Below are 26,016 nucleotides of genomic sequence, written 5' to 3'. Positions count from 1 at the left end.
GGCGAAGCTATAGTTCAAATTCACACAAGCAGTCATCTCCTTGGTGCTAAACTGGCGTAGCAAGCGTTGTTCTGCTATGCTCACCAATACACAGCGATAGGATGAACAATCTTCCCAGGACCATCCATATTCACGTGTTTATCATCCATCTTGACACCATGACCTGCTGCGGCAGACTTTAGATCATCTGAAAAATCTTCCAACTCCTCTGTCATATTTGTAAAGTGTTTGCCCAATCGAAGTGTATCTGTAGGCTCCCAACTTTCATTATTACCAATTCGCCGTTCAACACGGGCAAATATTGTATATTTTCGTGGCCGCGAGAAAGCATGTGTTTCTGGAACAGTCATGCTCTTTCGGTTTAGCAGTGCGCCAAATGAGTTTCCGCCCTCCGTGTCTATCCTTATCGGTACACGCTTGTTGTTGAGTTTCTTTGAAGCTTCTAGGAATGCTTCATTACCGACTACATTTCCATCATCTTCTTCAGCATCTTGATCCTCCTCCGCCAATTCATTGGGAGATACACCGCGAATTTCAGCTAATGCATCTGTCATTATATTTGTGGCTTCGTTTATGCGTATTATCACATCTTCAGTGAGTTCAAATCGGAATAGAGACATTGGCTCTACAGTTCCTGTAACTTCAACCACATCACCAGGTCCAACTCCTTCTTCGTCTGGATTCTTGATGGTCGACTCAGATGTCTCAATCACCTCACGCAAGGTTTGCAGTCGATACGGGACTGTGATGTCGATTTGTTTTTGAATGTCTTCCGTTTCCTCATTGTACTTCTCCCCTTCACCCCCTAATCCGAGAGGCAGCCCAGGAACGTTGATATTCCCGAAGAAACGTGCCCGTCCGCCTTCGACGCTACCAGACGACTCGTCAATTCCTGTTTCTAATCCAACACCCATTGAGGATAGATGTCCGTTCACACTTTCGTTATCTATGTAAATAAGTTCACGAAGTTCACCGCTTGGAGATTTCTCCGAGGCCATACATGATGGTCTTCACGGGATGTAATAAGCCATAGCCTACCACGGTGTAAGTGAATATGTAGGAGATGATGGGCGTCTGATGTCTTAGATAGCAACCGTAAATAGCTATCAAAAATTTTAGCTACCGCCAGTACACCGGCTAAGAATCGCTTTCGACGTCTCCACCACCATCTTTGACGACCAGTCGTGAGTCGATATACGCGTCGAGTTCGTCGATCGCGGGCGTCACCGGCGCGTCGGTCGTCACATGGGTGAGCATCGCGCCGTTGACTGCCGTCACCATCATCGTCGCCACACGGTCGGGATCGACGTCGCGGAAGACGCCCTGTTCGATCCCGGTGCGCACGATGTCGGCGATGCGCTCGTGGAAGAACGCGTCCGTCTTTTCGATCTGCTCGCGAAAGGCCGGGTCGTGGGCGGCCTGTGCTCGCAGTTCGGTGAGGGCGCTCGTGAACTCGCGGCGGTCGGCGGCGAGCGGGCCGGTACGGACGCCCGCGAGCGCCGCGCGGAGCTGTTCATGGGGATCCTCGCTGTTCTCGATGGTGACCTCGGTTCTGAACCGATCGAGCATGTAGCCCAGAAAATCCACCAGCAGGTCGTCCTTGCCCTCGTAGTGGTGATAGACGAGCGAGACGCTCTTGTCGAACTCCGCGCCGATGTCGGCGATCGTCAGGGCCGCGTAGCCGTGCTCGCACAGCGCGCGGTAGGTCGCGCGCATGATCGCCTCGCGGGTCCCGTTCGGATCCTCGCCGAAGGGTTCCGACTCCATGTTGAGTGAATACTCATTCAACAGCTATATACGCTCGCATCCTCATTGAGAGACAATGAATGCCATCGAAGCCACGGGTGTCGAGCTCACCTATTCGGACGGAACCGAGGCGGTGCGTGGCATCGACCTCGCGATCCCTGAGGGCGAGTTCTTCGGCTTCCTCGGGCCGAACGGCGCGGGCAAGACGACCGCGATCAAGACCTTCACGACACTGCTCTATCCGACCGCCGGCACGGTGACGGTCAACGGGTTCGATGTCATCGAGGACGCACAGTCCGTCCGCGAGACGATCGGCTACATGGCCCAGGAAACCAGCGTCGACGAGGAACTCACCGCCCGCGAGAACATCAAGTTCGCCTGCGAGGCCTACGGCGTGCCCCGGGGCGAACGCGCGGATCGAATCGACGAACTGCTCGATCTCGTCGATCTCGCCGACGTCGCCGACAAGGAGGCGACGGAGTTCTCCGGCGGGATGAAAAAGCGCCTCGACGTGGCGACCGCGCTCGTCCACGAACCCCCGCTGGTCTTCCTCGACGAACCCACCACGGGGCTCGACCCCAAAGCCAGGATCCGCCTCTGGGAGTATTTCCGCGAGATCAACGAGCAGGGGACGACTGTTTTCCTCACGACGCAGTACCTGGAAGAGGCCGACGAACTCTGCGACCGGCTCTCGGTGATCCAGGACGGGCAGATCGTCGCCACGGACGCGCCCGATACGCTGAAATCCGAGGTCGGCGGCGACGTGCTCGACATCACGATCGACGACGCGAGCGAGGAGCGGCGGGCACGTGCCGAGGAGGTCGCCCGCGAGTCGGGGCTGTTCGCCGACGGAACGGTCGAGACCACCGACGACGGCATCAGCGTTGCCTCCGAGCACGCCCGGAGCCGCGGCACCGATCTGCTGGTCGCGCTGCGCGATGCCGACTTCACCGTCACGGGCTTCGACGTACGCTCGCCCACTCTCGACGACGTGTTCCTCGCCATCACCGGCGAGCCGGCCGAGGAGAACGACGAACCGGCTGAGGGAACTCGGGAATCGGCCGCGCCGGAGGCTGCCCGATGAGCACCGTCGAGGCGGGCAACAGCAACGGGTTCCTCGCCGACGTCTGGATCAACCTGAAGCGCTGGTTGATCAAGACGACCCGCAACCCGTTCGTCGTCGTCGGCTCGCTGGTCCAGCCGGTCATCTTTCTGGTACTGTTCACCGAGATCTTCGGCGGGGCCGTCGGCGGCGCGCTCAGCCAGGCGCTCGGGCCGGACATCTCCTACGTGACCTACCTCACGCCCGCGATCATCGTCCAGTCGGCGCTCGTCGCGGCCGCCGGTTCCGGGATCGGTCTCGTCGACGACATGGAGAACGGCATGTTCGAGAAGGTGCTCGTCTCGCCGATCAACCGCGCCGCGATGTTCCTCGGCAAGTCGCTCTCCGAGGTCGTCCGGATCGTCGTCCAGACGTTCATCATCCTCGGGCTCGGCTACGTCCTGCTCTGGTTCGACACGGGCGGGGCGGTCGGCACCTACATCGAGACCGGGATCGTCGGCGCGCTCGGGATCGTCCTCGTCGCCATCGTCTTCGCGATCTGGTTCACCGCCTTCTCGAACATCGTCGCGCTCGTCACCCGCGACCAGGAGTCGACCATCATCGGCGCGAACCTGCTCCAGTTCCCGCTGCTGTTCGTCTCCAGCGCCTTCCTCCCGGTCGATATCCTCCCGAGCTGGGTGCAGACCGTCGCCACGTTCAATCCCATCACCTACGGCGTCGACGCCGCCCGCGCGCTGATGCTCGGCCGCGACGTCCAGACCGTGATCGACGTGACGGCGTTCGGCGGCGTCTGGAACACCCTGATCCCCTCGTTCGCCGTCCTGATCGCGCTCGATATCGCTCTCGGCGCGATCGCGGTACGCTATCTCAATCGCGCGTCGAGTTCATCGGCACAGTAGCGACCGAACGCGAAACGGCTACCCCATTCCGGCTCTCGTTCTGGATATGGACTGGACCGATCGCTTTCGCACCACTTTCGTGGCGCTGGCCGCCGTCGGCGTCCTCGGAGCCGGCGCTGGGCTTGTGCTGGGTCTCGGTCCCGGCTTCGTCGTCTTCTGTGGCGTGGTCGGTCTCGGCGCGCTCGTCGTCCTGCGCCGCGGCGAACCCGCCGTCGCGCCGGTCCTGCTCGCGGTCGGTGTCGTCGCCGTACTTCTCGCGATCACCTACGGCGTACGCGACCCGCTACTCGGGCTCTTGCTCACCGCGATGGCCGCCGTGGCGTTCGTCCGTGGCTATCAGTATCACCAGGTTTACAGCACGTAGCGCTCGCCGTCGACCGCGAGCGGCTCCGCGAACGCCTCGTCGGCGGGGAAGAAATGCGAGACGTGGACCAACCGTGTCTCGGTGGCATCGAGTTCGTCGGCCAGCGAGAGCGCCCCCTCACGGGTCATGTGTTTCGTGCCGAACGTTCGCGGCGTTCCGTCGACGTCGTGGTGATCGCCGCCGAGCGGGTGATGCTCGCAGAACGCCGCCGGCGCGATGGCGTCGGCGAGCAGGAGGTCCGCGTCGGCCAACCGGGCGCGCGATTCGTCCTTGATCCCGTAGCTCGTGTCGCCAGTGATCGCGAGCTTCGCGTCGTCGTCTTCGAGGACGACGCCGTAACACACGAGCGGCGGATGCGAGACCGGGACGAACGTCACGTCGAAGCCACAGGTCGAAAACGACTCCAACGGACGCTGCCCCTGGACCGAGAGCGCGTCGAGGTAGTCGTACTTCCCCCGTACCGTGTCGGCGACGCTCTCGCCGGTCTTCGGGTCGATCTCGTTCGCCGCGTGGACCGGGAGGTCGGAGAAGAGTCGGAAGGCGTTGCCGAGTCCGTCGAGATGGTCGAAGTGGATGTGCGTGACGAGCGCCGCATCCGGAAGCGCCACGTCGTTGTCGAGGAACTGCTGTCGGAAGTCGGGGCTCGCATCGACGAGCAGCGACTCGTCGGTCCGTTCGTTGCGGACGTGGACCGAGAACCGGCTCCGTCCGACGCCGTTCTCGCGGGCGGCGGTGCAGGTGTCGCAGTCACAGCCGACGGTCGGTGTGCCGGTCGTGTCGCCGGTGCCCAGGAGCGTGACCTCCACGATCAGTGGTCGTGAGCGTGACCGTCGGCACCGTGGTCGTGATCGTGCTCGTCGGATCCGCCATCGGCGCTGATGTCGCCGCCGGCCACCAGGGCGTCGTGGTCACCCTCGATCATGTCGAGGTCCTTCAGGCTGTCGCGCTCCTCGAAGTCGCGCACTGCGGCCTCGAGGTCGGCCTGTGTCAGCGTGGTGCGCTCCTCGGTCAGTGCATCCAGGACGGCCTCGCGGAGCACGAGTCTGAGGTCGCTGCCGGTCAGCCCTTCGGTGTCGGCGGCCAGCGCCTCGGGATCGAACTCCTCGATCTCCATCTCCCGGGTGACGATCCGGAGGATGTCCGCGCGCATCAGCGAGTCGGGCTTCGGGAAGTTGACGATCTCGTCGAAACGCCGCCAGGCGGCCGCGTCGAGCTGGTCGGGATGGTTGGTCGCGCCGATCAGGAGCACTTCGTCGTTGATCAGGCTGATCTCGTCGATGCTCTTGAGCAGCGTGTTCACCGCACGCTTCAGCGCGACGTGCTCGTCCGAATTTCTGGTCTTGGCGACGAAATCGAACTCGTCGATGAAGAGGATACACGGCGAGAGCCGTTTGGCGACCTCGAAGGTCTTCTCGACGTTCTTCGCCGTCTCGCCGAGATACTGGCTCGTGACCATCGAGAGTTTGACCTCGACGAAGGGGAGATCGAGTTCGTGGGCGAGCGCTCGTGCCGTGGTCGTCTTGCCCGTCCCGGGCGGGCCGACGTAGAGGAGCTTGCCGATCTCGCGCAGGCCGATGGTGGCGAGATACTCGCGGTGCTCGATGGCCTTCATGATCTTCTCGATCTCGCCTTTCTGATCGCTGGTCAGCACGAGATCGTTGAGCGTCATTTCGACCTCCTCGGGCGCGCGGACGTCGACGAGATCGAGCATCTCCTCGTCCTCCTCGTTGTCGAAGTACTCCTCCAGGAGGCTGTCGATCCAGACGCGGTCGGCACGAACGGGGCGGTTGGCCTCGCGGGCGCGCTCGTAGTCGGCCTCGTCGAGGGCGGCCGCGAGCGTCGGGTTCGCCTCGATTCGGTCGGCGTCGGCGCGTTCAGCGTACCATTCCTCGGCCATCGCGCGTTCGGTCAGCGACAGCGATCCCGAGAACTCGTCGCGATCGGTGAACATCAGCCCCGAGATGGCGCTCCACGGGTCGGCCACCTCCGTGGCGGTCTCGGCGGTCGCCTCGGTCGCGGCCAGCGGGCGCTCGATCCCCTCGTCCGACCAGAACGCGCGGCGGTAGCGTGGCGGCAGGTCGTCGGCGTCACGCTCACGATCATCGTTGTAGACGTGTGTCGTGAGCAGAAATTCGACGACGTCCAGTTCCGGGCTGCTCATTCCCGCCTCTGTAGGCCATCCGGACGAATAAGACCGTCGAACCGCACCGGTCAGAAAACCTCAATGAAAGATCTCGGAGTTTGCGTGGGTTTAACACGACACGGATCCGACGACGCGCATGGTCGATAGCACACCGGTCGTCGCGGCAGCATACCGAAGCCCGCAGGGAAAGGAAGACGGCGTCTTCGCCGACGTCCGCAGCGAGGACCTTTCGATCCCGCTGATCAACGAGATCCTCGCCGAAACAGGTCTCGGGGGCGACGACATCGACGATCTGATGTGGGGCTGTGCCCAGCAGCGCGGCGAGCAGGGCAACAACGTCGCGCGCGTGATCTCGCTGCTGTCGGATCTCGGTGAATCGGTCCCGGCGACCACGATCAACCGCTGGTGTGCCTCCTCGGCACAGTCGATCATCTCGGCCTCCGACGCGATCCGTGCCGGCCAGCGCGACGCGATCATCGCCGGCGGCGTCGAGAGTATGAGCCGGGTGAAGATGGGACAGAACACGCAGAACGCCCATCCACGCCTCAACGAGGAGCACAACGTCGCCGAGCTCCAGATGGGGATGACCGCCGAGGAGGTCGCCGAGCGCTACGACGTCAGTCGCGAGGAACAGGACGAGTACGCCGCTCGCTCGCAGCAGCGCGCCGTCGAGGCCACCGAGGAGGGCCGGTTCGACGACGAGATCGTCCCGATCGACAACGGCGAGGAGACGATCGACACCGACGAGGGGCTCCGGCCGGGCACGACCGCCGAGAAGCTCGCGGAGCTCCCGACGGTGTTCAAATCCGACGGGACCGTCACCCCGGGCAACGCCTCACAGGTCTCGGACGGCGCTTCGGCCACCCTCATCACGAGCCGCGAGTTCGCCGAGGATCACGGTCTCGACGTGCTCGCGGAAGTCGGGAGCAACAACGTCGCGGGCGTCGAGCCGGAGGTCATGGGTGTCGGCCCGATACCCGCCACCGAGGGGCTGCTCGAACGCACGGGGCGGGAGATCGACGACTACGGGCTCGTGGAGTTGAACGAGGCGTTCGCCTCACAGACGCTCTACTGCCAGCGTGAGCTCGGTATCGACGACGAGATATTCAACGTCAACGGCGGTGCGATCGCCATCGGCCATCCGCTCGGTGCGAGCGGCGCGCGTCTGCCGGTGACGCTGATCCACGAGATGCACAAGCGCGATGTCGACCGCGGACTTGCCACCGAGTGTGTCGGCTTCGGGCAGGGCGCGGCCATCGAATTCTCGCGCTGAGCGGGGCCGACGGCGGATTTTTGGCCGAGATTTTGCAAGCGAGGGAGCGAGCGCTGGCGAACGATCAAGCGCAGCAAAAGGTCGTCGCGGCAGGGCGCAGCCATCGAATTTTCGCGCTGACGGGTCGCGACAGCTTTTTCAGCGTTATTCGTGTCTGTCGGGGAGCACCACGACCGGACGATCGCTCTCGGTGACGAGCGCGTTCGTCAGATCGCCCGAGAGGAGCTTGAGCCAGCGGCCGCCGGCGCGCGGGGTGAACGCGATGGCGCTCGCGTCGCTCTCGTCGGCGACGGCGAACACGGTTTCGGGGATCTCCTCGCCGTATTCTAGACGCGTCTCGACGTCGATATCGGCGGCATCGAACGCCTCGCGGGCGGCCGCGAACGTCTCATCGGCGTGTTCCGGATGGCCGTCGTCCGTCGGCGGTGTGCCTTCGATGACGTGGACGACGACCGCTCGGCCGCCCGTTCGACGGAGGTGCGCCGCTGCGCCGGCACAGGTTGTGCGTGCGTCTTCGGGGCTCGCAACCGGCAGTACCGCGATCTCGAAGGGATCCCTGGCCTCGCTCACGAGCCATCACCGCCGATAGCGTCCTGCGATCGGTTCACAGGCGAGCGACGGCGCGGTGGCTCAAAAGCCTGGGGTCGGCGCGGGGACGAACCCCGGCGCACGTGCGGTTCGTGGTTGCGGCTGCTCGCGGCTGCGCAGGTGTGACGGCCATGGCGGCTGCGGTGCGGTGGCGGGCCTGGTGGATGAAGGGCGAGCGCGACCGCCGGAGCACGCTTCGCGCGCTCCGAGCACCCGTTCGCCTGTGACTCACGGGAACGCAGGGAGCGCGAGGGCTTCTGTGGTGCTGTGCGGTTGCGGAGGGCGCACCGATCGTACCGCGAGCGAACGTAGTGAGCGAGCGGGCCGCGGAACCCCCGAGCACCGCGAGGGGGTGACGAAGGCTTTTGATCGACATTTTGCGAGTGAAGAAGCGACCAACGGGAGCGACTGAGCGTAGCAAAAGGTCGTTGGTCGTGGTTAGTCCGAGGGGTGGAACCGTTCGAGAGCGTTCTGGACGGGTTCGTTGAGGCCGACGAGCGTGATGCGGTCGCCCTGCTGGAGTTCGAAATCGCCGTCGGGGACCATGTTTTCGCCGTCGCGGCTGACGAGTGCGATGAGACAGCCCTCGGGGATGGCGCTCGCGAGCTCGGCGATCGTTTCGCCGGCGACGTCGGCGGCGGTGACTTCGAACTCCTGGACGTCGCCCGAGCGACCGAGTTCGGTCATCCAGTTCCAGAGCGCGGGCCGTTCGATGCGGTTGTCGATGGCCCACGAGGTGGCGATCGGTGCGGAGATCGTTTCGACGTCGAGTTCGGCGAAGGCGTCGTCGTTTTCCGGCTGGTTGACGCGGGCGATCACCTGCTCGGTGTCGAACGCCGTGGCCGCGAGCTGGGCGACCAGCAGGTTCGAGTCGTCGTCGCCGGTGGTCGCGACGATCGTCGAGGCGTTCTCCGCGCCCGCCGACTGCAGGACGTCGCGGTGGGCACCGTCGCCGATGTGGACCGAGAACCCCTCCGACCGGGCGGTCTCGACGTTCTCCTCGTCGTGTTCGACGATGACGACGTTCTCGCCGCGGGCTTCGAGGCGTGTGGCGAGATCCCGCCCGACCTTCCCCCCGCCGACGATGATGGCGCGCATGGGAAGCACGTCGAGATACTCGGCAATGTATCTGGCCAAACCGCCCTCGACCAGTACGGTGGCGAAAATGACCAGGAAGACGGTGCCGACGAGCGTTTCGGCGGCCGCGCTCATCCCCTCGGCCTGGAGGCGCACCGCGAACAGCGTCGCCACGGAGGCGGGAATGATGCCCCGGGGGCCGATGGCGCTCATGAACAGCCGTTCCTCGCGGGTGAACCGACCGCCCGATGTCGAGAGAAAGACGACGAGCGGTCGGAGCACGACCATCACGACGACCACGACCGCCAGCCCGCCCAGCCCGAAGGGGAGATCGTCGAAGTTGAGCAGCGCGGCGAGTGCGATGAACACGAACGAGAGCACCATGAGCGTGATATCGCCCTTGAAATCGGTGATCTTGTCCTCGTAGGGGATGTCGAGATTGCCGACGATGAGGCCGGCGGTGGCGACCGCGGCGATCCCCGCCTCCGAGGTCCAGACGTTCGCCAGCCCGTAGGCCACCAGTGCACCGGCGAGCACGAGCAGGCGAGCGTTGCGGGGTGCGTTGCCCGGCGAGAGATCGACGTAGCGGATGAGATACCAGAGCACGCCAGCGACGGCCGTGCCGACGCCGATGCCGACGCCGAGCTTGATCGCGAAGACGACGAGGATGGCCGCGATCCCTTCTGAGGCCTCGAAGACGACCTCGAAGACGACGACCGCGAGGATCGCTGCCGTCACGTCGTTGACGATCCCCTCGGTTTCGAGGGTGGTCGCCACGCGATCGCGCACCGGGACGACGTCGAGGATCGGCGCGATGACCGTCGGCCCGGTCGCGACCAGCAGCGCGCCGACGAGAAGGGAGATATCCCACGGGGCGGTGAGCGCGTAGTGGACGACGATGGCCGTCCCGAGCAGCGAGATGGCCGCCCCGAGCGTGGTGAGTCGTATCGTCGCCGAGGAGGTCTGTCTGAGGTCCTCGATGCGGAGGTGGAAGGCCCCCTCGAAGACGATGATCGCGACCGCGAGCCCGACGATGGCCGGGAGCGCGCCGCCGAACGTGTCGGCGCTGATGATCCGCGATGGGAGCACCAGCCCCGACAACGGACCGAGCACCAGCCCCGTCGTCAACAGGAAGATGATGCTCGGTACGCGAAAGCGATCGCCGAGCATCTGCGAGGCGACCCCGAGCGCCATGATGCCCGCAACGAGCGCTATCAGCTCTGCCCCGCCAGTTGCCACTCCTGACCCTCCATATGCGAACCGGTAAGAAACCAGACCATATAAGCGCGTTCACTTCGCGGAGCGATGCGTGGCGTTGCGGTCTCAGTCGGCATACAGCGCGTCGATCGCCTCGTCGTAGCGCTCCTCGATGTTGCGTCGTTTCTTCTTCATCGTCGGTGTCAGGAGATCGTTGTCCTCGGTGAACTCCTCGGGCACGAGCGCGAACTTCTTGATACGCTCGTGGGACTCGAAGTTCTCGTTGACCGTTTCGACCACCTCGCCGATGCGTGCCTGGACGTGTTCGTTCTGACAGAGTGCGCTCGAACCGTCGGGCAGGTCGATGCCCTCTTCTTCGGCCCATTTTCGCACCCGTTCCTCGTTTGGGACGACGAGCCCGCTCACGAACTTCTCGCCGTCGCCGAGCACCATACACTGCTCGACGAGTTGGCGCTGGGCGAAGGCGTCCTCGATCGGCCCGGGCGCGACGTTTTTCCCCGTCGAGAGCACCAGCAGCTGCTTCGAGCGCTCGCGGAAGGCGATGTAGCCATCGGGGCGGCGCTCCACGACATCGCCGGTGCGGAACCACTCCCCGTCGAAACTGTCCTCGGTCGCCTCGGTGTTCTCCCAGTACCCATCAGTCACGTTCGGCCCGCGCACGAGCAGTTCGCCGACCTCGCCGTCGGCGTCGAGGTCGTCGGGCACCACGCTTGCATCCACTTTGATCTCTTCGTCGACGACGGGCGGGCCGATGGTGCCGATCTCGGGTGCTTCGGGCGGGTTGACCGCCACGACGGGTGCGGTCTCGGTGAGGCCATACCCCTCCAGGATCGGCAGCCCCATCCCGTCGAACAGTCGACCCAGTTCGGGCGAGAGGCTGCCGCCGCCGCTGATGAAGAACTCGATGTTGCCGCCGACGCCCTCACGGACCTGCTCGAAGACTAGCCGATCGGCGAGCGCGCGTTTCGCGCGCAGCGAGAGCCCGGGCGACTTACGCTCTTGATACTCTCGGCCGATATCGACGGCCCACTCGAAGATTCGCTCGCGCAGCGGGGATTCGCTGGCCTGGTCGCGAATCGAGTCGTACAGCTTCTCGTACACCCGGGGGACGCTCGTCCCCGTCGAGGGGGTGACGAGCGGGAAGTCCTCTTGGAGCGTGTCGGGGCTCTCGGCGTAGGCGACGCTCGCGCCCGCGGCGAACATCAGGAAGTGACCCGCCAGCCGCTCGAAGACGTGCGCGAGCGGGAGAAAGGAGAGCGTACTCACGTCCGGATCGATCGTCGGGAGATCGCCCTTGTCCTCGCGCGGCCCGAACCGGCGGTAGACCTGATCGACGTTCGCCTTGAAGTTGCGGTGAGTGAGCCTGACGCCCTTCGGCTGGCCGGTCGTTCCGGAGGTGTAGACGAGGCTGGCGAGATCGTCGGGATCGCGCGCGTCGAGCCAGCCCTCGTAGTCGCTCTGCTCGAACGAGCCGACGCCGCGTTCGTGGACCTGTGCGAGCGTGAGCACGTCCTCGCGGTCGCCGTACCCCTCGATACTGTCCATCGAGACGACGAAGTCGAGATCGAGTTCGTCCTCGACGGCGAGCACGCGTTCGAGCAGCTCCTGGTTTTCAACGACCACTCCGGTGGCTCCGGGGTCGTCGAGGAGATATTCGACCTGATCGGGCGAAGAACTCGTGTAGACGGTCGTCACGATCCCGCCGGCGGCGAGCACGGCGAAATCGGTCTGGGCCCACTCCATGCGCGTGTTCGCGAACAGTCCCACCCTGTCGCCGGCCTCGATGCCGAGGCTGCGAAAGCCCGCCGCGAGCCGCTTGACGATCCGGTGCATCTGCCGGTAGCTCAGGTTTGCGAACTCGCCGTCGGGTGCCTGCGACACGATCGGACCGGCCAGCGAGCGGTCGTAGACGCCGCCCTTGTACTGCTGGGCGACGTGTTCGTCGTGGCGCGTGGCGCTGCGCTCGAACATCCGCGACAGCGTTCGCTCGCCGAGCACCTCGCTTTCGAACTCCGCCTCGGCTTCCTGCCAGTCCATACCCTCCCACCGGCTGGCTCGGTAATAAACATCGGCCATTGGATTTGGAAACGAAATTACACTATCTGCGACACGGTTCCCGAGAATTCACATGACGCTCAACACGGGTTGGTCGGCGTTCAGCAGTACCGACTGCGTCACGCTGCCGAAGACCGCCTTGCCTGTCGGCGAGCGTTTGCGCTTGCCCACGACGATGTAGCGGGCGTCGTGCTCGTCCGCGTATCCGATGATCTGCTCGCTGGCCTTGCCGACGAGCCCGACGGGCGTCGCGTCGCTACCGACCGTCGCCGCCGCGGCGATCTCCCGTGCGGCCTCCTCGCCGTCGTCGGGTTCGTCGTCGAACTCCATCGTACTGCTCTCGGTGGCGTCCTGTTCGATCTTCCGTGCCTCCATCGGGCTAAGAACGTGGACGACGTGGGTCTCCTCGTCGAAGGCGTCCGCGAGCGCGTCCGCCTCGGCGACGACCTGTTCACTCCGATCGGATTCACCCACTGCGGCGACGATCATTGTCACGCCCGTTGTTTGCCGGGATGGTTATAGATTTCGCCGCTCGTGGAACGTGGCGATCGAATCCTGCGTAAATGCTATTCGATGACCCAATCGACTGTCAGTCATGTTCTCTCTGGGAGGACGGACAGCGAGGAAGGGGAAGGGCCGATCTTACCCCGGCCGTCCTCTCACAGTCGCGGCACACCCGGTTCGACCATCTCGATGTCCCACGTGTACTCGGTAGTGTGGCCCAGCTGCGAGCGATCGAGCATCATGCTTCCGTCCGTGCCGTCCCGCTGCCGTTCGCGCCCCGGATCGCCCTTGTCGGGCGGCATGACTGGCACGAGCGGCTCGATCGCTTCGCTGTCGCGGTCGTAGTTCGTTGCGTCGGTCGTCTCGTTGCTCGATTGTCGTGGTGTCTGTTTCATGTCCACACCCACCGTATATGCAGGAAGTTAATGAAAGTTACTGATTATACAGTTGAACTAGTAGCAGAATACAGCTTTGAGCGCGAAATTGATTGAGATATCCTCGGCAAAATCAGTCCCCCCTCTTCACAGAGATTGCTTTTCTATACATCTATACCCAATACTATTGGCTATTTCACCCACTCTTTTACGAATAGCTACTTCAGACTACAAATTAACCAGTATCTATAAATGGTTCGCGGTCGAACGTGTGGGTATGGCGCAACGCGAACAGATCAGGACGGGAGAACGCGGCGTGCTCGCTCACTTCGGGCACATGGACGAGGAACCGATGACGATCACCGAGGGTGACGGTGCGTACGTGCGCACCGACGATGACGAGGAGTACCTGGACTTCACCTCCCAGCTGTACTGCGTGAACGCGGGCCACAGCAACGACGCCATCACCGACGCGATGGCCGAGCAGCTCGATCGAGTGCAGTACGTCTCCTCGGCGAAGGACAACGACGCGCGCAGTCAGCTCGCCGACACGCTGACCGAGGTCGCGCCACAGCCGCTCACGGACGTGTTCTTCTCGATTTCGGGCAGCGAGGCGAACGAGGCGGCGATCCAGATCGCCCGCGAGTTCCAGGATTCCTCGACGGTGTTGACCCGCTGGCGCTCCTACCACGGCGGTACGTACGCGACCGCGGGCATCACGGGCGATCCCGCGATCCGGCTGCCGGTCGAATCGCACGCCGCGACCACGGGCAACGTGAAGTTCCTCCCACCCTTTGGGGGTGCCGACGCCGCCTTCGACGCCGACTCGCCCGAGGAGCTCACCGAGCGATCGCTCGACCACCTCGAATACGTCATCCGCAACCAGGGACCGGACTCGATCGCGGCGCTGGTCACCGAGATCGTCGGTGGGTCGAGCGGGGCGTTCACCGCGCCACCGGGCTACTTCGAGGGCGTGCGCGAGCTCTGTGACGAGTACGACATCCTGCTGATCGCCGACGAGGTCATCACCGGCTTCGGCCGCTGCGGCGAGTGGTTCGGCAGCCAGACCGAGGATCTGGAACCGGACATGATCACGTTCGCCAAGGGCGTGACGAGCGCCTACGCGCCGCTCGCTGGCGTGCTGATGCGCTCGGAACTCGGCACGGCGCTCCGCGAGGACGCGATGGACATCGGCCAGACGTTCGCCGGCAACCCGGTCGCGTGTGCCGCCGGCAGCGCTGCCCTGGAGGAGTACGACGATCACCTGATCGACAACGTCCAGGAACTCTCGCCAGCGCTCGAAGAGCGGGTCAGGGATCTCGAAGATCACGACATCGTCTGTGACGTCCGCGGGCGCGGCTTCCACTGGGCGGTCGAGTTCGCCGATCCCGAAACCGGTGAACCAGTGTTCGATCCGCGCGTCGAGGACGGTTACAACCCCGTCGCAGATGTCCTCACCCGCACGCGCGAGAAGGGTGTGCTCGTTGGCGGTGGCCGGCCGCTGATCCAGATCATGCTCTCGCCACCGTTCTGTGTCGACGAGGACGACATCGAGACGGGCGTCGCGGCGCTCGAGGACTCGATCGAGGAGGTGTTCGAGTAGCGCTACTCGTCCTCGGCGTCGGCGATCGATTCGAGCGTATCGAACTCGAAGTTCTTGAGCAGTCGCGGCTCGTTTTTGATGGTGGAGATAGTGAACATCGATCGAGTGCGGATCACCTCGTCGATCCCCTCGAACTGGCTGATGAGATCCTCGACCATCCCCTGGTTACCGAGGCGGGCGATGACGACGAAGTCGGTCTCGCCCATCGTGAAGTAGACCTGATCCGCGCCCTCGATGTTCGAGAGCTTCTCGCCGACGCGCTCGTGGTAGCCCTCGTCGTACTCGGCGATGACCTCGGCGATGATGGTGACGCCGAGCCCGACCTTCTCGTAGTCGATATCGTAGAGGTCGTTCTTGATGACACCCTCCTCGCGGAGGTTGTTCAGTCGGTAGTAGATCGTCGACTTCGGGATGCCCGTCTCCTCGTGGAGCCGGTCGGGACTGCCGGTGCCGAGGTTCGCAATCGCCGAGAGGATCTTGATGTCACGTTCGTCCATAGTTGAATGCGGTTGGAAGATACTCGACACGCGCACTTAATCCTCCCTATTACGTGTAGAACGACGACTGAAGAAACGGTCGGGAACCGGGCGACGAGAGGCTGGTGGGGTCGTTACGTGCCCACGAGATCGAACGTGTAGCCGGCACCCTGCTCCTCGGCGCTCTCGTAGATCAGGCCCGCGGCCGCGATGTCCTGGATCGCTAGTCCCGTCGAATCGAAGACAGTGAGTTCGTCGGTCGGCGCGTCGCGCGTTCCGCTGACGACCTCGCTCAGATCGGCGTGGACGTCCTTTCTGGCGAGACGGCCCTCGGCGACGGCGACGTTGATCTCGCCGCTGTGAGAGCACTGTTCCCAGTCGTCGACGACGACGGCTGCGTCCTCGATGATCCGCGGGTCGAGCTCCTGCTTGCCCTCCGCGTCGGCTCCCATCGCGTTGATGTGTGTCCCCTCGTCGAGCCACTCGCGCTTCAGGATCGGTTCTGTCGAGGGCGTGGTGGTCGAGATTACGTCACAGCTCGCGACCTCCTCCGGACTGCCGCTGACGACCTCGTCGGCGCGATCGGCCTCTTTCTTACAGAGGTCGGTGACCGCCGTTTCGTCCAGATCGGTGACGACGACCCGATCGAGATCGACGATGCTCGAGATCGCTTCCAACTGTGCGCGTGCTTGTTCGCCCGCGCCGACCAGACCCATCGTGCGCGTGTCGGGTGGGGCGAGATGGCGGCTGGCGACGCCGCCGACCGCGCCGGTGCGGTAGCGAGTGAGCTTCGTTCCGTCCATGATCGCCAGCGGGTAGGCCGTCTCCGGGTCGGAGTAGATGACGACGCCCATCACCGTCGGCAGGTCGTGTTTCGTGGGGTTGTCCGGATGGACGTTGACCCACTTGAGGCCGGCCGCACCGTCGACGTACGCCGGCATCGCCCGGAAGTCGCCGTTCTCCTCGGGGAGGTCGACGTAGGTCTTCGGCGGCATCACCGCGTCGCCGTCCTCGTAGGCGACGAAAGCGTCCTCGATCGCGTCGATGACGCCCGCCATCTCGACGCAGTCGTCGAGCTCGTCGCGGTCGATCATCAGCGTTCCCCGCTCGGTTACGTCCTCCTCGGATGCGAGTGTGCTCATGCGCATATCGACAACTATGCGCGAGTATCTTAAACTTTTCTACCGTAACACTGCCGATATACTGAATAAAATATTACATAGGGGGAGTGTATCGCTCAATGATGTCGATTTCGAATCGATAATTGGAACGATCGTCCACCGCACCGATCCGGAACGGTCCGGACGACGCTGCTCGTCGGCCGACGTGCTTGCAGGCCGGTCGTTCATGAGGGTTCGGCAACAAAACCCGACGACGGCGTCCCGATCGGCGGTTAAATTCTGACGAATACAGCAAGAATACTGGCTATAGCTACAACAAACTCCAACAAATATACATAACATTAAAGTATTCGCGAATGTATTGCGGTAGCATGACTGGTGATACCACGGATGGATCGCTGGAACGGGTCCTCTCACGATGGCAGCTGTTCGCCATCGGCTTCGGCGCGATCGTCGGCTGGGGCTGGATCATCCAGATGGGCTATTGGATCGACGAAGCGGGACCGTACGGGGCGATGGCTGCCTTCGCCATCGGTGGGGTGCTCGTGCTCCTCGTCGCGCTCATCTACGGCGAACTCGTCTCGGCGATGCCGTTCGCGGGCGGCGAGCACGTCTACACCCACCGCGCGTTCGGGCCGGCGGTCTCCTTCGTCTGTAGCTGGTCGCTGTTGCTCGGCTACATGGGTGTCGTCGGCTTCCAGTCGATCGCTCTCGGCATCGGGTTCTCCTATCTGATTCCCGGCTTCGACGTGCTGGCACTCTGGACGTTCGCGGGCCAGACCGTCTACGGCTCGTGGGTCGCAGTCGGATTCCTCGGCATTCTCGCGATCACGTATCTGAACTACCGCGGCGTCGAGATCACCGCGCAGGTACAGCTCGTTCTCGCGACGATCATCGCCATCTCGGGCATCGCGCTCGTGACGGGCTCGCTCACCGTCGGACCATCGATCTCGAACGCGGCCTTCGGTGGCGCGCCGGTGCTCGGAATCACGACCGTCGCCATCCAGGTGCCGATGCTGTTCGTCGGCTTCGACGTCGTGCCACAGGCCGCCGAGGAGGCCGATATGTCCTCGCGCTCGCTCGCGCTGGTGGTGCTCGCGGTCGTCGCGACGGTCGGCCTGTTCTACATCGTCAGCATCTGGGCGGCCGGCGGGGCCGTCGCCGCGGGCGCGCTCGGCGACAGCCTCGTGCCGGCCGCGACGGCGATGAGCGCGATCTTCGGCAGCACCGTGGCGGGCAAGCTGATGACGATCGTCGGCATCGGCGCGCTGCTCACCAGCTGGAGCGCGTTCGTCATCGGCGCGAGCCGCATCGTCTTCGCGATGGCCGACTCGGGGCTCCTGCCCGAATCGCTCGCCACGGTCCATCCCGAGTACAACACGCCCTCGCGCGCGATCGTCCTCATCGGCGCGCTCTCGATGGCCGCGCCGTGGTTCGGCGGCAACTTCGTCAGCTCGATCATCAACGCCGGCTCGCTCGGGATCGTGCTCGCCTGGTTCACCGTCGCGCTGTCGTTCGTCGCGCTGCGCTACAACGAACCCGAGATGGAGCGGCCGTTCAAGCTCCCCGGTGGCTACACCTTCGGCATCGCCGGGATGATCGTGACGCTGTTTTTCATCGGGCTCTACATGCCCGGCGCGCCCTCGGCGCTGCTCTGGCCGCGCGAGTGGGCGATCGTCGTCGCCTGGATCGTCCTCGGCGCGGTGCTGTTCGCGCTCTCACGGCGGACGACGACCGAAACCACGATGGAGGAGACCCGACAGCCGGTGTCGGAACAGCAGTAGTACACACCCCTTCTCGACCGCGCTGCCGACAGCCCCTCGCTTCCGACCGGCGGCCGTCAGCACCCACTTTCGATTGATGACGATTTTCTTGGGGAGGGCTCCAAAACAGCACCCATTCGTCAGAAACACGGCACTCCTGTTTCGCTCGCCGTCGTCACGACGCGCTGGCCCGATAGCTAGGAGTGATCGAGAGCAGAACCGAAGCGACGTCGGCGATCATAATACAGAGCTGTCGCATCCCTACACACTCGACGAACGCCATCATCGGTGACGTTTCGGGACCGATGACGTCCGAGAGCCAGTGAGCGCAGCGTGACGCGATCTGTCCGGATCGATACTGCCAGCAGCCGAGATCTCCGTTCGGACGCCACGAACGCTCGCCATCACCGTGAACAGCGATCCCGCTGTCGGTGCGGTCGAACGGACTCCCGTGAAATGGAGATCGTTAGCAAAAACGGTCGCCCGATGATCGATACGGCGATCCGCCAATCACTCAGGGTGTGGCGGCTCCTGTTCGCGTCGAGCCAACTGCCCGCGTTCGAGGATCGTCCCGTCGGCGAACCCCTCGCTCACCGCGGCGCGGGCGGCCGTGATCGTAACGATGTCGTAGACGTCGTCGGCGCTCGCGCCGCGCGAGAGATCGCTCAGCGGTCGCGCGTAGCCCTGCAACACCGGGCCGAGCGCCGTCGCGCCCGCGAGCCGCTCGGTGAGTTTGTAGGCGATGTTGCCCGCGTTCAGATCCGGGAAGACGAGCACGTTCGCGTCGCCGTTAACGATACCTGCATCCCCGTTCTTGCGTTCGGCGATGCTCGGGACGAGCGCCGCGTCGCTCTGCAACTCGCCGTCGATGCAGAGTCCGCCCATCCGCTCGCGGGCCAGTTCGGTCGCCCGTCGGATCTCGTCGACGGTCTCGTGGCTCGCGCTCCCCTTCGTCGAGAACGAGAGCATGGCGACCCGTGGCTCCCAGCCGAGGAGCTCCTCGGCGGTCGCGGCGGTTGCGAGCGCGATGTCCGCCAGCTGCTCGTCGTCCGGGTCGATGTTCACCCCGCAGTCGGCGTAGAGCAGCGCACCGTTCTCGCCGATGGCCGGGTCGTCGAACGCCATCAGGAAGTAGCTCGATGCGGTGTCGACCAGCGGATCCAGGCCGACGATCCCGTTGGCCGTCGCGACCACCTCGGCGGTCGGATGGGTCGCACCTGCGACTAGCCCCTCGGCCTCGCCGGTGCGCGCGAGCCACGCCCCGAGCACCAACTCGTCGTCGAGCACGCGCTTTGCGGCCGACACGGGTACGTCGCGCAGCGCGGCGTACGCGGCGGCATTCTCCTCGATCCGCTCGTCGGACCGATCGAGAACGGTGAGTGCGCCCCGCGGCAGATCGTGTTCGGCACACAGTGCTCGTGATCCCTCGTCGGTACCCAACAGCACTGGCTCGGCGATACCGTCGTGTGCGGCCCTGATGGCCGCTTCGCGCACGCGGCTGTCGTGAGCTTCGGGGAGAACGATGCGTGGGCTCGCCGTCCGTGCTTGTTCGCGAAGTCGTGAAAGAAGGCTCATCGATGGTTCGAATGCGGTGACGGTCGGTGACCGCCGCCGGCTCAGCCCTCGTAGTTGGCGTCGCCGGGCTGGCGGTACTTCTCCAGGACGCGCTCGGGATCGTCGAGCGCGTCGCGGCGGAACGGTTCGAGTAGCTCGGTGCCGTCGGTCATGATCTCGACGACGGCGGGCTCGCCCGACTGGAGCGCGTCGGTCATCGCCGACTGGACGTTGTCCGGATCTTTGACCCGCGTACCGTGTGCGCCCATGTCGCGGGCGATCTCGGCGAAATCGGGGTTCTCGGGCAGGTCGGTGCCGACGAAGCGGTCGTTGTAGAACCAGTACTGGTTCTGCTTTTCGGCACCCCACTCCATGTTGTTGAACACGACCGCGACGGCCGGAATGTCCTCGCGGACGGCGGTCATGATCTCGTTCATCGACTGCATGCCCCACGCGCCGTCGCCGACGAGCGCCACTGCGGGGTCGTCGGGTCGGGCGACCTTCGCGCCGATGGCCGCGGGGTAGGCGAACCCGCAGTTGCCGTACGTCCCGGCGGCGAGGAAGTTACCCGGATTGTCGAACTCCAGGTAGGCGTTGGCCATCGAGCAGGTGTTGCCGATGTCGGTCGAGACCATCGTGTTCTCGGGCAGCGCCTGTGCGACGTCCCAGAGCGCGCGCCGCGGGTGGATCGGCATCTGATCCGACTGGGACATCTCTTCGAGCTCGTCCTTCCAGTCGGCGTAGGCCTGTTTGATCTCGTCGACGCGCGAGTCGTCCGCACCGGCAGAGGCGTCGAGATCGCCGGCGAGACCGCGGACGGTTTCGGCGGCGTCGCCGACTAGACCCAACTCGACGCGCGTGGTGCGGCCGATCTGGGAGGCGTCGGCGTCGATCTGGATGACGTCGGCGTCCTCGGGGAACCAGTCCATCCCGTACTGGGGGAGGAGACCGAAGCCGCTGAGGCGGCTGCCGACGGCGAGCACGCAGTCGGCCTCCGAGAGCGTCTCCATCGCGGCCTTCGAGCCGCCGTAGCCGAGCGCGCCCACAGCGAGGGGATGGCTGATCGGGAAGCTGTCGTTGTGGAGGTAGGAGTTCGCCACCGGCGCGTTCAACTCCTCGGCGAGGTCGGCGACCTCGTCGATCGCGTCGGAGTAGATCGTCCCGAGGCCGGCGATGATCGCCGGGTTGTCGGCCTCCGAGAGCATGGTCGCGGCCTCGCTCACCTTCGAGTCGTCGGCCGCACCGATGCTTTCCTGACGGTACTGGTTGGGCTGGAGCACGTCGGTCTCGATCTCGCCGTAGAGCTGATCGCGGGCGAAGTCGATCTGAGTGGGCCCCATCTCGGTCAGTGACTCGCGGTAGGCCGTCCGCACGTACTCGGCGACGCGGCTGTTGTCTTCGAGACGGCCCTGCCAGTCGACACACTCGTCGAAGATCGACATGGTGTCGGCCTCCTGGAACCCATCAGTTCCTATCGAACCGGTGGTGGCGGCCGGCGAGAGCATGATCACCGGCGAGTGGTTGAGCTGGGCGGCCTTGATCCCGGTGACCATGTTGGTGACGCCGGGACCGTTCTGGGCGACGCAGATGCCCGGTTCGCGGCCACAGAGCGCTTCGGCGTAGCCGTCGGCCATGTGGGCGGCGTTCTGTTCGTGGCGGACGGGCAGGTAGCGGATGCCCGCCTGCGGCATGATGTCGAGGAAGTCCATGAACGCCGAGCCGACGATCCCGAACATCACGTCGGCGTCCTCGGCGACGAACTGTTCGAGCAGCGCCTCGCTCGGCGACATCGTCTCACCCTCGTGGAGCGGTGCGTCCTCGGTCGGTGGTGGTGCTTGCTGTCGTGACATTCCGTTCGACCCACTTGCATCCATACCACGGAATGACTTATAACTTCCGTCTCAGCTCAAACTCTGGGAAGAAACTACAACAAAATGAGATAGATTGGATAAAATAACGTCGATAATGGCGAGTGTTGTTCTGAAGTCTGTCGGCACTGCCAACGTTCTTCGACGGTCGTGACGACTGCTGACCGACGACCGGTGAGAGTACTGTTCATCGTCCTCTCCGTCGGGCCGAAGCGCTCAGAGCGCCCGCCGGAGGATCCGCTCGGCATCGTCACGGGTCATGCGCCGGGCGTTCCGCGAGAGCAGCCGGTCCATGCCGATCGTCCTGTCGGCCAGCTCGCCGACCCGGTCCTCGGTCACGCCGAATTCGCCGAGACCGTCGGCGACACCCACGTCGTGGCGCAGCTCCTCGACGGCCTCGCTCGCCGTCGCCGTGGTGTCGTCCGCTCCGAGGAGAGCGACGATCTCGTCGAACCGCTCGGGCGCGCTCTGGGCGTTGTACCGCATCACCTCCGGCAGGAATATCGCCACCGCGACGCCGTGTGGGATGTCGACGACCGCGCCGGTGGCCATCGCGAGCGCGTGGGCGGCGGTCGTTCCGGCGTTCGTGAACGCCATCCCCGCAAGCAGGCTCGCGAGCGCCATGTTCCGGCGCGCGTCGAGGTCGTTCCCGTTGTCGACCGCCCGCCGGAGGTTATCGCCCACGAGCTCGATCGCCTTCCGCGCCAGCTGGTCGGTGAGGAGTGACCGCCCGTTGTAGTCGGGGCGCTCCTCGGGGGTCGAAGGTCGTGGCTTCGCGTCGTACCGTACCGCCGAGTACGATTCGATGGCATGGCCGAGCGCGTCCATGCCCGAAAAGGCGGTCGGGGCCGGCGGTAGCGACGTGACGAGCGTCGGATCGACGAGCGCCATTGCCGGGCGCAGCCGGCGGTCGGAGAGCCCGATCTTTCGGTTCTCCGCTGCGACCGAGACCACGGCGACGGGCGAAGTCTCGGAGCCGGTCCCGGACGTCGTCGGAATGCAGAGACACGGACGACCCGTGGCGGGCACCGAGCGCCCCTCGCCGATCGGCGGGGCGGCGTAGTCGAGCACCGATCCGTCGTCGCCGAGTAGAGCGCTCGCAGTCTTGGCGACATCCATCGAACTCCCGCCGCCGACGCCGACGACGAGCTCCGCATCGAACGTTTCGGCGGCCCGTATCGCCTCGTCGTAGACCGCCACCGACGGCTCGGGTTCGACGGCCGCATGGACCGCCGTCTCGATGTCGTGGTCGTCGAGCACGCCGCGGAGGTGGTCGACGATGCCCGCGTCAGCAACCCCCTGGTCGGTGACGAACAACGCCGACGACGCGCCGTGCTCGTGGATCGCCGATGGGAGTTCGCTGCTGGCTCCGACGCCGAACTTCACCCGGTCGCCCATCTCGAACTCCCAGACCGTCTCTGGCTCGTACAGCTCGCCACTCATTCCACCTCGGCACAGGATTTTCGAATAAATATATCTTGTGGGGTGGAACATTGGCTAGCAGTGCAATACTTCTACCATAGTCGGTAACGTGACCGACACAGGATCGGAGCGTTCGTTCGCGCGATAAGTGTCGTCGAGACGTTCGTCACCGCTTCCGAGTCCCACCAGCTACCGGATCTATCGCTGGTCGAGATACGCGAGCACGCCGCGGACGTTCAACCGTTCCTCGGCGCTGGCCTTCCGTTCGGACCACGCCTCGGCCATGTCGCTGCGCTCGACGAACCGCTCGATGACCGCTTCGTCGTCATCCAACTCGGCACGTGCGCTCTCGATGTCCGCGACCCACTCCTCCAGAATCCGTTCGTACTCGTCCATCAGCGCACCGTCGTACTCCCGGGGACCGAAATGGCCGAAACACAGGACATCGGGATCGATCTCGCGGATCGTTTCGATGTCGGCGAGACAGGCCTCCAGATCGAAGTTCGAGGGCGGCGAGGTCTGACGGATCGTCTCGATGCTTGGTATCCAGATGCCGGCCGCGTCGCCGGTGAACAGGGCGTCGTTTTCGCGGTCGTGGAACATCACCTGGTGGGGAGCGTGGCCCGGCGCGTGGTGGACGGCGAGCGTATGGTTCCCGCAGTCGATCTCGTCGCCGTCCGAGAGCCCCTCGATGCGACCTTCGGGCACGGGTTTCGGATCGGCGTAATACTCCCACTGGCTCTCGACGGCGGCCTTGGTTCCCGCGACGAGGCGCTCGGGATCGATCAGGTGAGGAACGCCGATCTCGTGGGTCAGCACGGTGGCGTTCGGACAGGCCTCGGCGAGATAGCCCGTCCCGCCAGCGTGATCGAGGTGGGCGTGGGTCGGGAGGATATAGGCCAGTTCCTCACGGGCGATGCCAACCTCGTCGAGCGCGTCGAGGATGTTTTCATACCTGGTGCCGATGCCGGTGTCGATCAGCGCGGGGCGGTCGGCATCGAGGATGTAGACCGCGCCGTACTCCGCGGTGTCGTACATCCCGGTATCGACGTAGTGGAGTTCCGAACAGCCATCGACGGTGAACACGTCCCCGATTGCCATGTCTCTCGGAACGCCGAGCGCCGTGAAAAACCTCCCGTCGAACAATAGGATTTTGTCACACGGCGCGCAATCGCCGGGAAATGCTCGACAGACAGTATCTCCGCGAGCACACCGACGAGGTGCGCGCGGCCCTCGACGCCCGCGGGGCCGACGTCGACCTCGATCACGTGCTCGACATCGACGACCGCTGGCGCGAAGCGAAGAACCGGGGCGACGAACTCCGCCACGAACGCAACGAGGTCTCGAACCGTATCGGCGAACTCAAACAGGCCGGCGAGGACGAGGAGGCTGAGGAGGCCATCGCGCGCTCGCAGGATCTCAAGGACGACATCGCCGAGATCGAGGAGCGCGCCGACGATCTCGAAACCCGACTGAACGAAGCCCTGCTCGAAATCCCGAACGTCCCCCAGGAGGGCGTGCCCGAGGGCGCGGACGAATCGGACAACGTCGAGGTCCGCCGTGAGGGGTTCGACGACCTGCGCGAACTGCCCGACGAGGTGACGCCCCACTACGATCTGGGCGAGGAGATGGAGATCCTCGACTTCGAGCGCGGCGCGAAGACCACGGGTGCGGGCTTCTACTTCCTCAAGGGCGACGGCGCGCGGCTCGAACACGCACTCATCCAGTTCATGCTCGATCTGCACCGCGAGCAGGAGTACGTCGACGTCTTCCCGCCCGTGCCGGTCAACAGCAAGTCGATGACCGGGACGAGCCAGCTCCCGAAGTTCGCCGACGACGCCTACCGGGTCGGCGGGAGCGAACACGAGGCCTACGGCGACGACGATCTCTGGCTCTGTCCCACCGCCGAAGTCCCGGTGACGAACATGTATCGCGAGGAGATCCTGCTCGACGACGATCTCCCGATCAAACACCAGGCCTATACCCCCAATTTCCGGCGCGAGGCGGGCGAACACGGCACCGAAACTCGTGGGATCGTCCGGGTCCACCAGTTCAACAAGGTCGAACTCGTGAACTTCGTCCGGCCCGAGGAGAGCGACGAGCGCCTGGAGGGGCTGCTCGCCGAGGCCGAGGAGACGCTCCGCCGGCTCGACCTCCCCTACCGCGTGCTCGATCTCTGCACCGGCGATCTCACCTTCGGCTCGGCGCGGACCTACGACCTCGAAGTCTGGGCTCCCGGCGACGACATGGAAGAGGGTCCCGAGGAGGGCGGTCGCTGGCTCGAAGTCTCCTCGGCCTCGAACTTCGAGGCGTTCCAGGCCCGCCGGGCCGGGCTCAGATATCGCCCCGAGCGCCACGAGTCGGCCGACTACCTTCACACCCTGAACGCCTCGGGCACCGCCATCGGGCGCGTGATGGTCGCCATTCTCGAATACTACCAGAACCCGGACGGCACGGTCGAGGTTCCCGAACCGCTCCGACCGTACATGGGCGGCCAGGAGCGCATCGAGGGCCACGAGCCGGTCGGCGAGAGCGCGGTCGGAGCGGGCCGCAAGGAATAGTCAGTCGGTGTAGGTCTCGATGCGCGCGATCGCCCCGTCGTCGATCGTGTGGACGTCGACGAACCCGAACAGGCGATCGCCGTTCTCGTCGAGCAGGCGGCCGCGGACGGCGATCTCGTCGCCGTCGTCGTAGAGCCTGTCGAGTTCGTGGCTCGTCTCGGTCCGCGGGCGCTCGTCGCGCATGAACGCGACGAACGTCTTCCGGCCCTCGAACGTGCGGTCCGGGCGCTCGTGGACGAAGTCGGGCGCGATGAGTTCCTCGAGGTCGTCGTAGCGCTTCTCGTCGATCGAGTGGTAGTACGACCGGACGGTGCGGGCGCTCATGGGTTCGTTGCGGCGGCGAC

The 26,016-nt window shown here is 64.6% G+C and carries 23 protein-coding genes; 7 read left to right on the top strand and 16 right to left on the bottom strand.

The window, feature by feature from the left end; all coding sequences use genetic code 11:
- Positions 1-80: 80 nt before the first annotated feature.
- Together NO363_RS11630 and NO363_RS11625 are read right to left on the bottom strand one after the other, a co-directional pair.
- Complete coding sequence (locus tag NO363_RS11630; RefSeq protein ID WP_256685283.1) at positions 81-998, bottom strand: DUF6414 family protein; 918 nt, start codon at positions 996-998, stop codon at positions 81-83.
- A 139-nt stretch (positions 999-1,137) separates the two neighbouring features.
- Positions 1,138-1,767, bottom strand: a complete 630-nt coding sequence (locus NO363_RS11625) for a TetR/AcrR family transcriptional regulator (RefSeq protein WP_256685281.1) — start codon at positions 1,765-1,767, stop codon at positions 1,138-1,140.
- A gap of 55 nt (positions 1,768-1,822) precedes the next feature.
- Between NO363_RS11625 and NO363_RS11620 the strand changes: the two genes are divergently transcribed.
- From NO363_RS11620 to NO363_RS11610, 3 genes are read left to right on the top strand one after another with little or no spacing between them, the layout of a single operon-like run.
- A complete protein-coding gene (locus NO363_RS11620) occupies positions 1,823-2,830 on the top strand; it encodes an ABC transporter ATP-binding protein (protein WP_256685279.1) in 1,008 nt (335 codons plus the stop codon).
- Complete coding sequence (locus NO363_RS11615; protein WP_256685277.1) at positions 2,827-3,708, top strand: ABC transporter permease; 882 nt, start codon at positions 2,827-2,829, stop codon at positions 3,706-3,708. Before NO363_RS11620 ends, NO363_RS11615 begins: the two co-directional genes overlap by 4 nt.
- A 46-nt stretch (positions 3,709-3,754) precedes the next feature.
- Positions 3,755-4,072 carry a hypothetical protein gene (locus NO363_RS11610; RefSeq protein WP_256685275.1) on the top strand — a complete coding sequence of 106 codons (318 nt, stop codon included), beginning with the start codon at positions 3,755-3,757 and terminating at the stop codon, positions 4,070-4,072.
- Here NO363_RS11610 and NO363_RS11605 read toward each other — a convergent pair.
- Positions 4,060-4,878 (bottom strand): MBL fold metallo-hydrolase, encoded by an 819-nt coding sequence (locus tag NO363_RS11605; RefSeq protein WP_256685274.1) that lies wholly within the window; start codon positions 4,876-4,878, stop codon positions 4,060-4,062. The two genes, NO363_RS11610 and NO363_RS11605, sit on opposite strands and share 13 nt — an antisense overlap.
- Positions 4,879-4,880: 2 nt before the next feature.
- Positions 4,881-6,233: an ATP-binding protein gene (locus tag NO363_RS11600; protein ID WP_256685271.1), complete on the bottom strand. Its 1,353-nt coding sequence runs from the start codon at positions 6,231-6,233 to the stop codon at positions 4,881-4,883.
- A gap of 118 nt (positions 6,234-6,351) precedes the next feature.
- Here NO363_RS11600 and NO363_RS11595 point away from each other — a divergent pair, with 118 nt between their 5' ends.
- A complete protein-coding gene (locus tag NO363_RS11595) occupies positions 6,352-7,488 on the top strand; it encodes a thiolase family protein (RefSeq protein WP_256685269.1) in 1,137 nt (378 codons plus the stop codon).
- A 144-nt stretch (positions 7,489-7,632) separates the two neighbouring features.
- On the opposite strand, the gene NO363_RS11590 is transcribed toward NO363_RS11595, so the two are convergent.
- The 5 genes from NO363_RS11590 to NO363_RS11570 all read right to left on the bottom strand — a co-directional run bounded on the left by NO363_RS11590 (position 7,633) and on the right by NO363_RS11570 (position 13,325).
- Positions 7,633-8,058 (bottom strand): universal stress protein, encoded by a 426-nt coding sequence (locus tag NO363_RS11590; protein ID WP_256685266.1) that lies wholly within the window; start codon positions 8,056-8,058, stop codon positions 7,633-7,635.
- A gap of 456 nt (positions 8,059-8,514) precedes the next feature.
- A complete protein-coding gene (locus NO363_RS11585; protein ID WP_256685264.1) occupies positions 8,515-10,392 on the bottom strand; it encodes a cation:proton antiporter domain-containing protein in 1,878 nt (625 codons plus the stop codon).
- An 84-nt stretch (positions 10,393-10,476) separates the two neighbouring features.
- Entirely contained in the window at positions 10,477-12,408 is a 1,932-nt protein-coding gene (locus NO363_RS11580; protein ID WP_256685262.1) for an AMP-dependent synthetase/ligase, read from the bottom strand.
- 87 nt (positions 12,409-12,495) lie between these two features.
- Complete coding sequence (locus NO363_RS11575; protein WP_256685260.1) at positions 12,496-12,915, bottom strand: universal stress protein; 420 nt, start codon at positions 12,913-12,915, stop codon at positions 12,496-12,498.
- Positions 12,916-13,085: 170 nt separating this feature from the next.
- Positions 13,086-13,325 (bottom strand): hypothetical protein, encoded by a 240-nt coding sequence (locus NO363_RS11570; protein WP_256685257.1) that lies wholly within the window; start codon positions 13,323-13,325, stop codon positions 13,086-13,088.
- A 256-nt stretch (positions 13,326-13,581) separates the two neighbouring features.
- Here NO363_RS11570 and NO363_RS11565 point away from each other — a divergent pair, with 256 nt between their 5' ends.
- The gene (locus NO363_RS11565) at positions 13,582-14,907 is read left to right on the top strand and encodes an aminotransferase family protein (RefSeq protein WP_256685255.1); all 1,326 of its coding nucleotides are present in this window, start codon (positions 13,582-13,584) and stop codon (positions 14,905-14,907) included.
- Positions 14,908-14,909: 2 nt separating this feature from the next.
- Here NO363_RS11565 and NO363_RS11560 read toward each other — a convergent pair whose 3' ends face one another.
- A complete protein-coding gene (locus tag NO363_RS11560; protein ID WP_256685253.1) occupies positions 14,910-15,404 on the bottom strand; it encodes an Lrp/AsnC family transcriptional regulator in 495 nt (164 codons plus the stop codon).
- 113 nt (positions 15,405-15,517) lie between these two features.
- A complete protein-coding gene (locus NO363_RS11555) occupies positions 15,518-16,525 on the bottom strand; it encodes an ornithine cyclodeaminase family protein (RefSeq protein ID WP_256685252.1) in 1,008 nt (335 codons plus the stop codon).
- Positions 16,526-16,875: 350 nt separating this feature from the next.
- Between NO363_RS11555 and NO363_RS11550 the strand changes: the two genes are divergently transcribed.
- The gene (locus NO363_RS11550; RefSeq protein WP_256685251.1) at positions 16,876-18,288 is read left to right on the top strand and encodes an APC family permease; all 1,413 of its coding nucleotides are present in this window, start codon (positions 16,876-16,878) and stop codon (positions 18,286-18,288) included.
- 489 nt (positions 18,289-18,777) lie between these two features.
- Here the strand turns inward: NO363_RS11550 and NO363_RS11545 are convergent, their stop codons facing one another.
- The 4 genes from NO363_RS11545 to NO363_RS11530 form a co-directional block, all read right to left on the bottom strand.
- On the bottom strand, positions 18,778-19,842 hold the full coding sequence (locus tag NO363_RS11545) for a phosphate acyltransferase (RefSeq protein ID WP_256685249.1): 1,065 nt from the start codon (positions 19,840-19,842) through the stop codon (positions 18,778-18,780).
- A gap of 41 nt (positions 19,843-19,883) precedes the next feature.
- Positions 19,884-21,671 carry a sulfoacetaldehyde acetyltransferase gene (xsc, locus tag NO363_RS11540; protein ID WP_256685247.1) on the bottom strand — a complete coding sequence of 596 codons (1,788 nt, stop codon included), beginning with the start codon at positions 21,669-21,671 and terminating at the stop codon, positions 19,884-19,886.
- 234 nt (positions 21,672-21,905) lie between these two features.
- The gene (locus NO363_RS11535) at positions 21,906-23,132 is read right to left on the bottom strand and encodes a hydroxyacid-oxoacid transhydrogenase (RefSeq protein WP_256685245.1); all 1,227 of its coding nucleotides are present in this window, start codon (positions 23,130-23,132) and stop codon (positions 21,906-21,908) included.
- 177 nt (positions 23,133-23,309) lie between these two features.
- A complete protein-coding gene (locus NO363_RS11530) occupies positions 23,310-24,212 on the bottom strand; it encodes an MBL fold metallo-hydrolase (RefSeq protein ID WP_256685243.1) in 903 nt (300 codons plus the stop codon).
- Between the two features lie 80 nt (positions 24,213-24,292).
- On the opposite strand from NO363_RS11530, the gene serS reads away from it, so the two are divergent.
- Positions 24,293-25,672, top strand: a complete 1,380-nt coding sequence (serS, locus tag NO363_RS11525; RefSeq protein ID WP_256685241.1) for a serine--tRNA ligase — start codon at positions 24,293-24,295, stop codon at positions 25,670-25,672.
- Here serS and NO363_RS11520 read toward each other — a convergent pair whose 3' ends face one another.
- Positions 25,673-25,996 carry a nuclear transport factor 2 family protein gene (locus NO363_RS11520; RefSeq protein WP_256685240.1) on the bottom strand — a complete coding sequence of 108 codons (324 nt, stop codon included), beginning with the start codon at positions 25,994-25,996 and terminating at the stop codon, positions 25,673-25,675.
- Between the last annotated feature and the right edge of the window lie 20 nt (positions 25,997-26,016).

The sequence above is a fragment of the Halococcus qingdaonensis genome, from assembly GCF_024508235.1.
Lineage (GTDB): Archaea > Halobacteriota > Halobacteria > Halobacteriales > Halococcaceae > Halococcus > Halococcus qingdaonensis.
The sequence above is the reverse complement of the archived record's forward strand: the minus strand, read 5'-3'. Positions and strand labels throughout refer to the sequence as shown.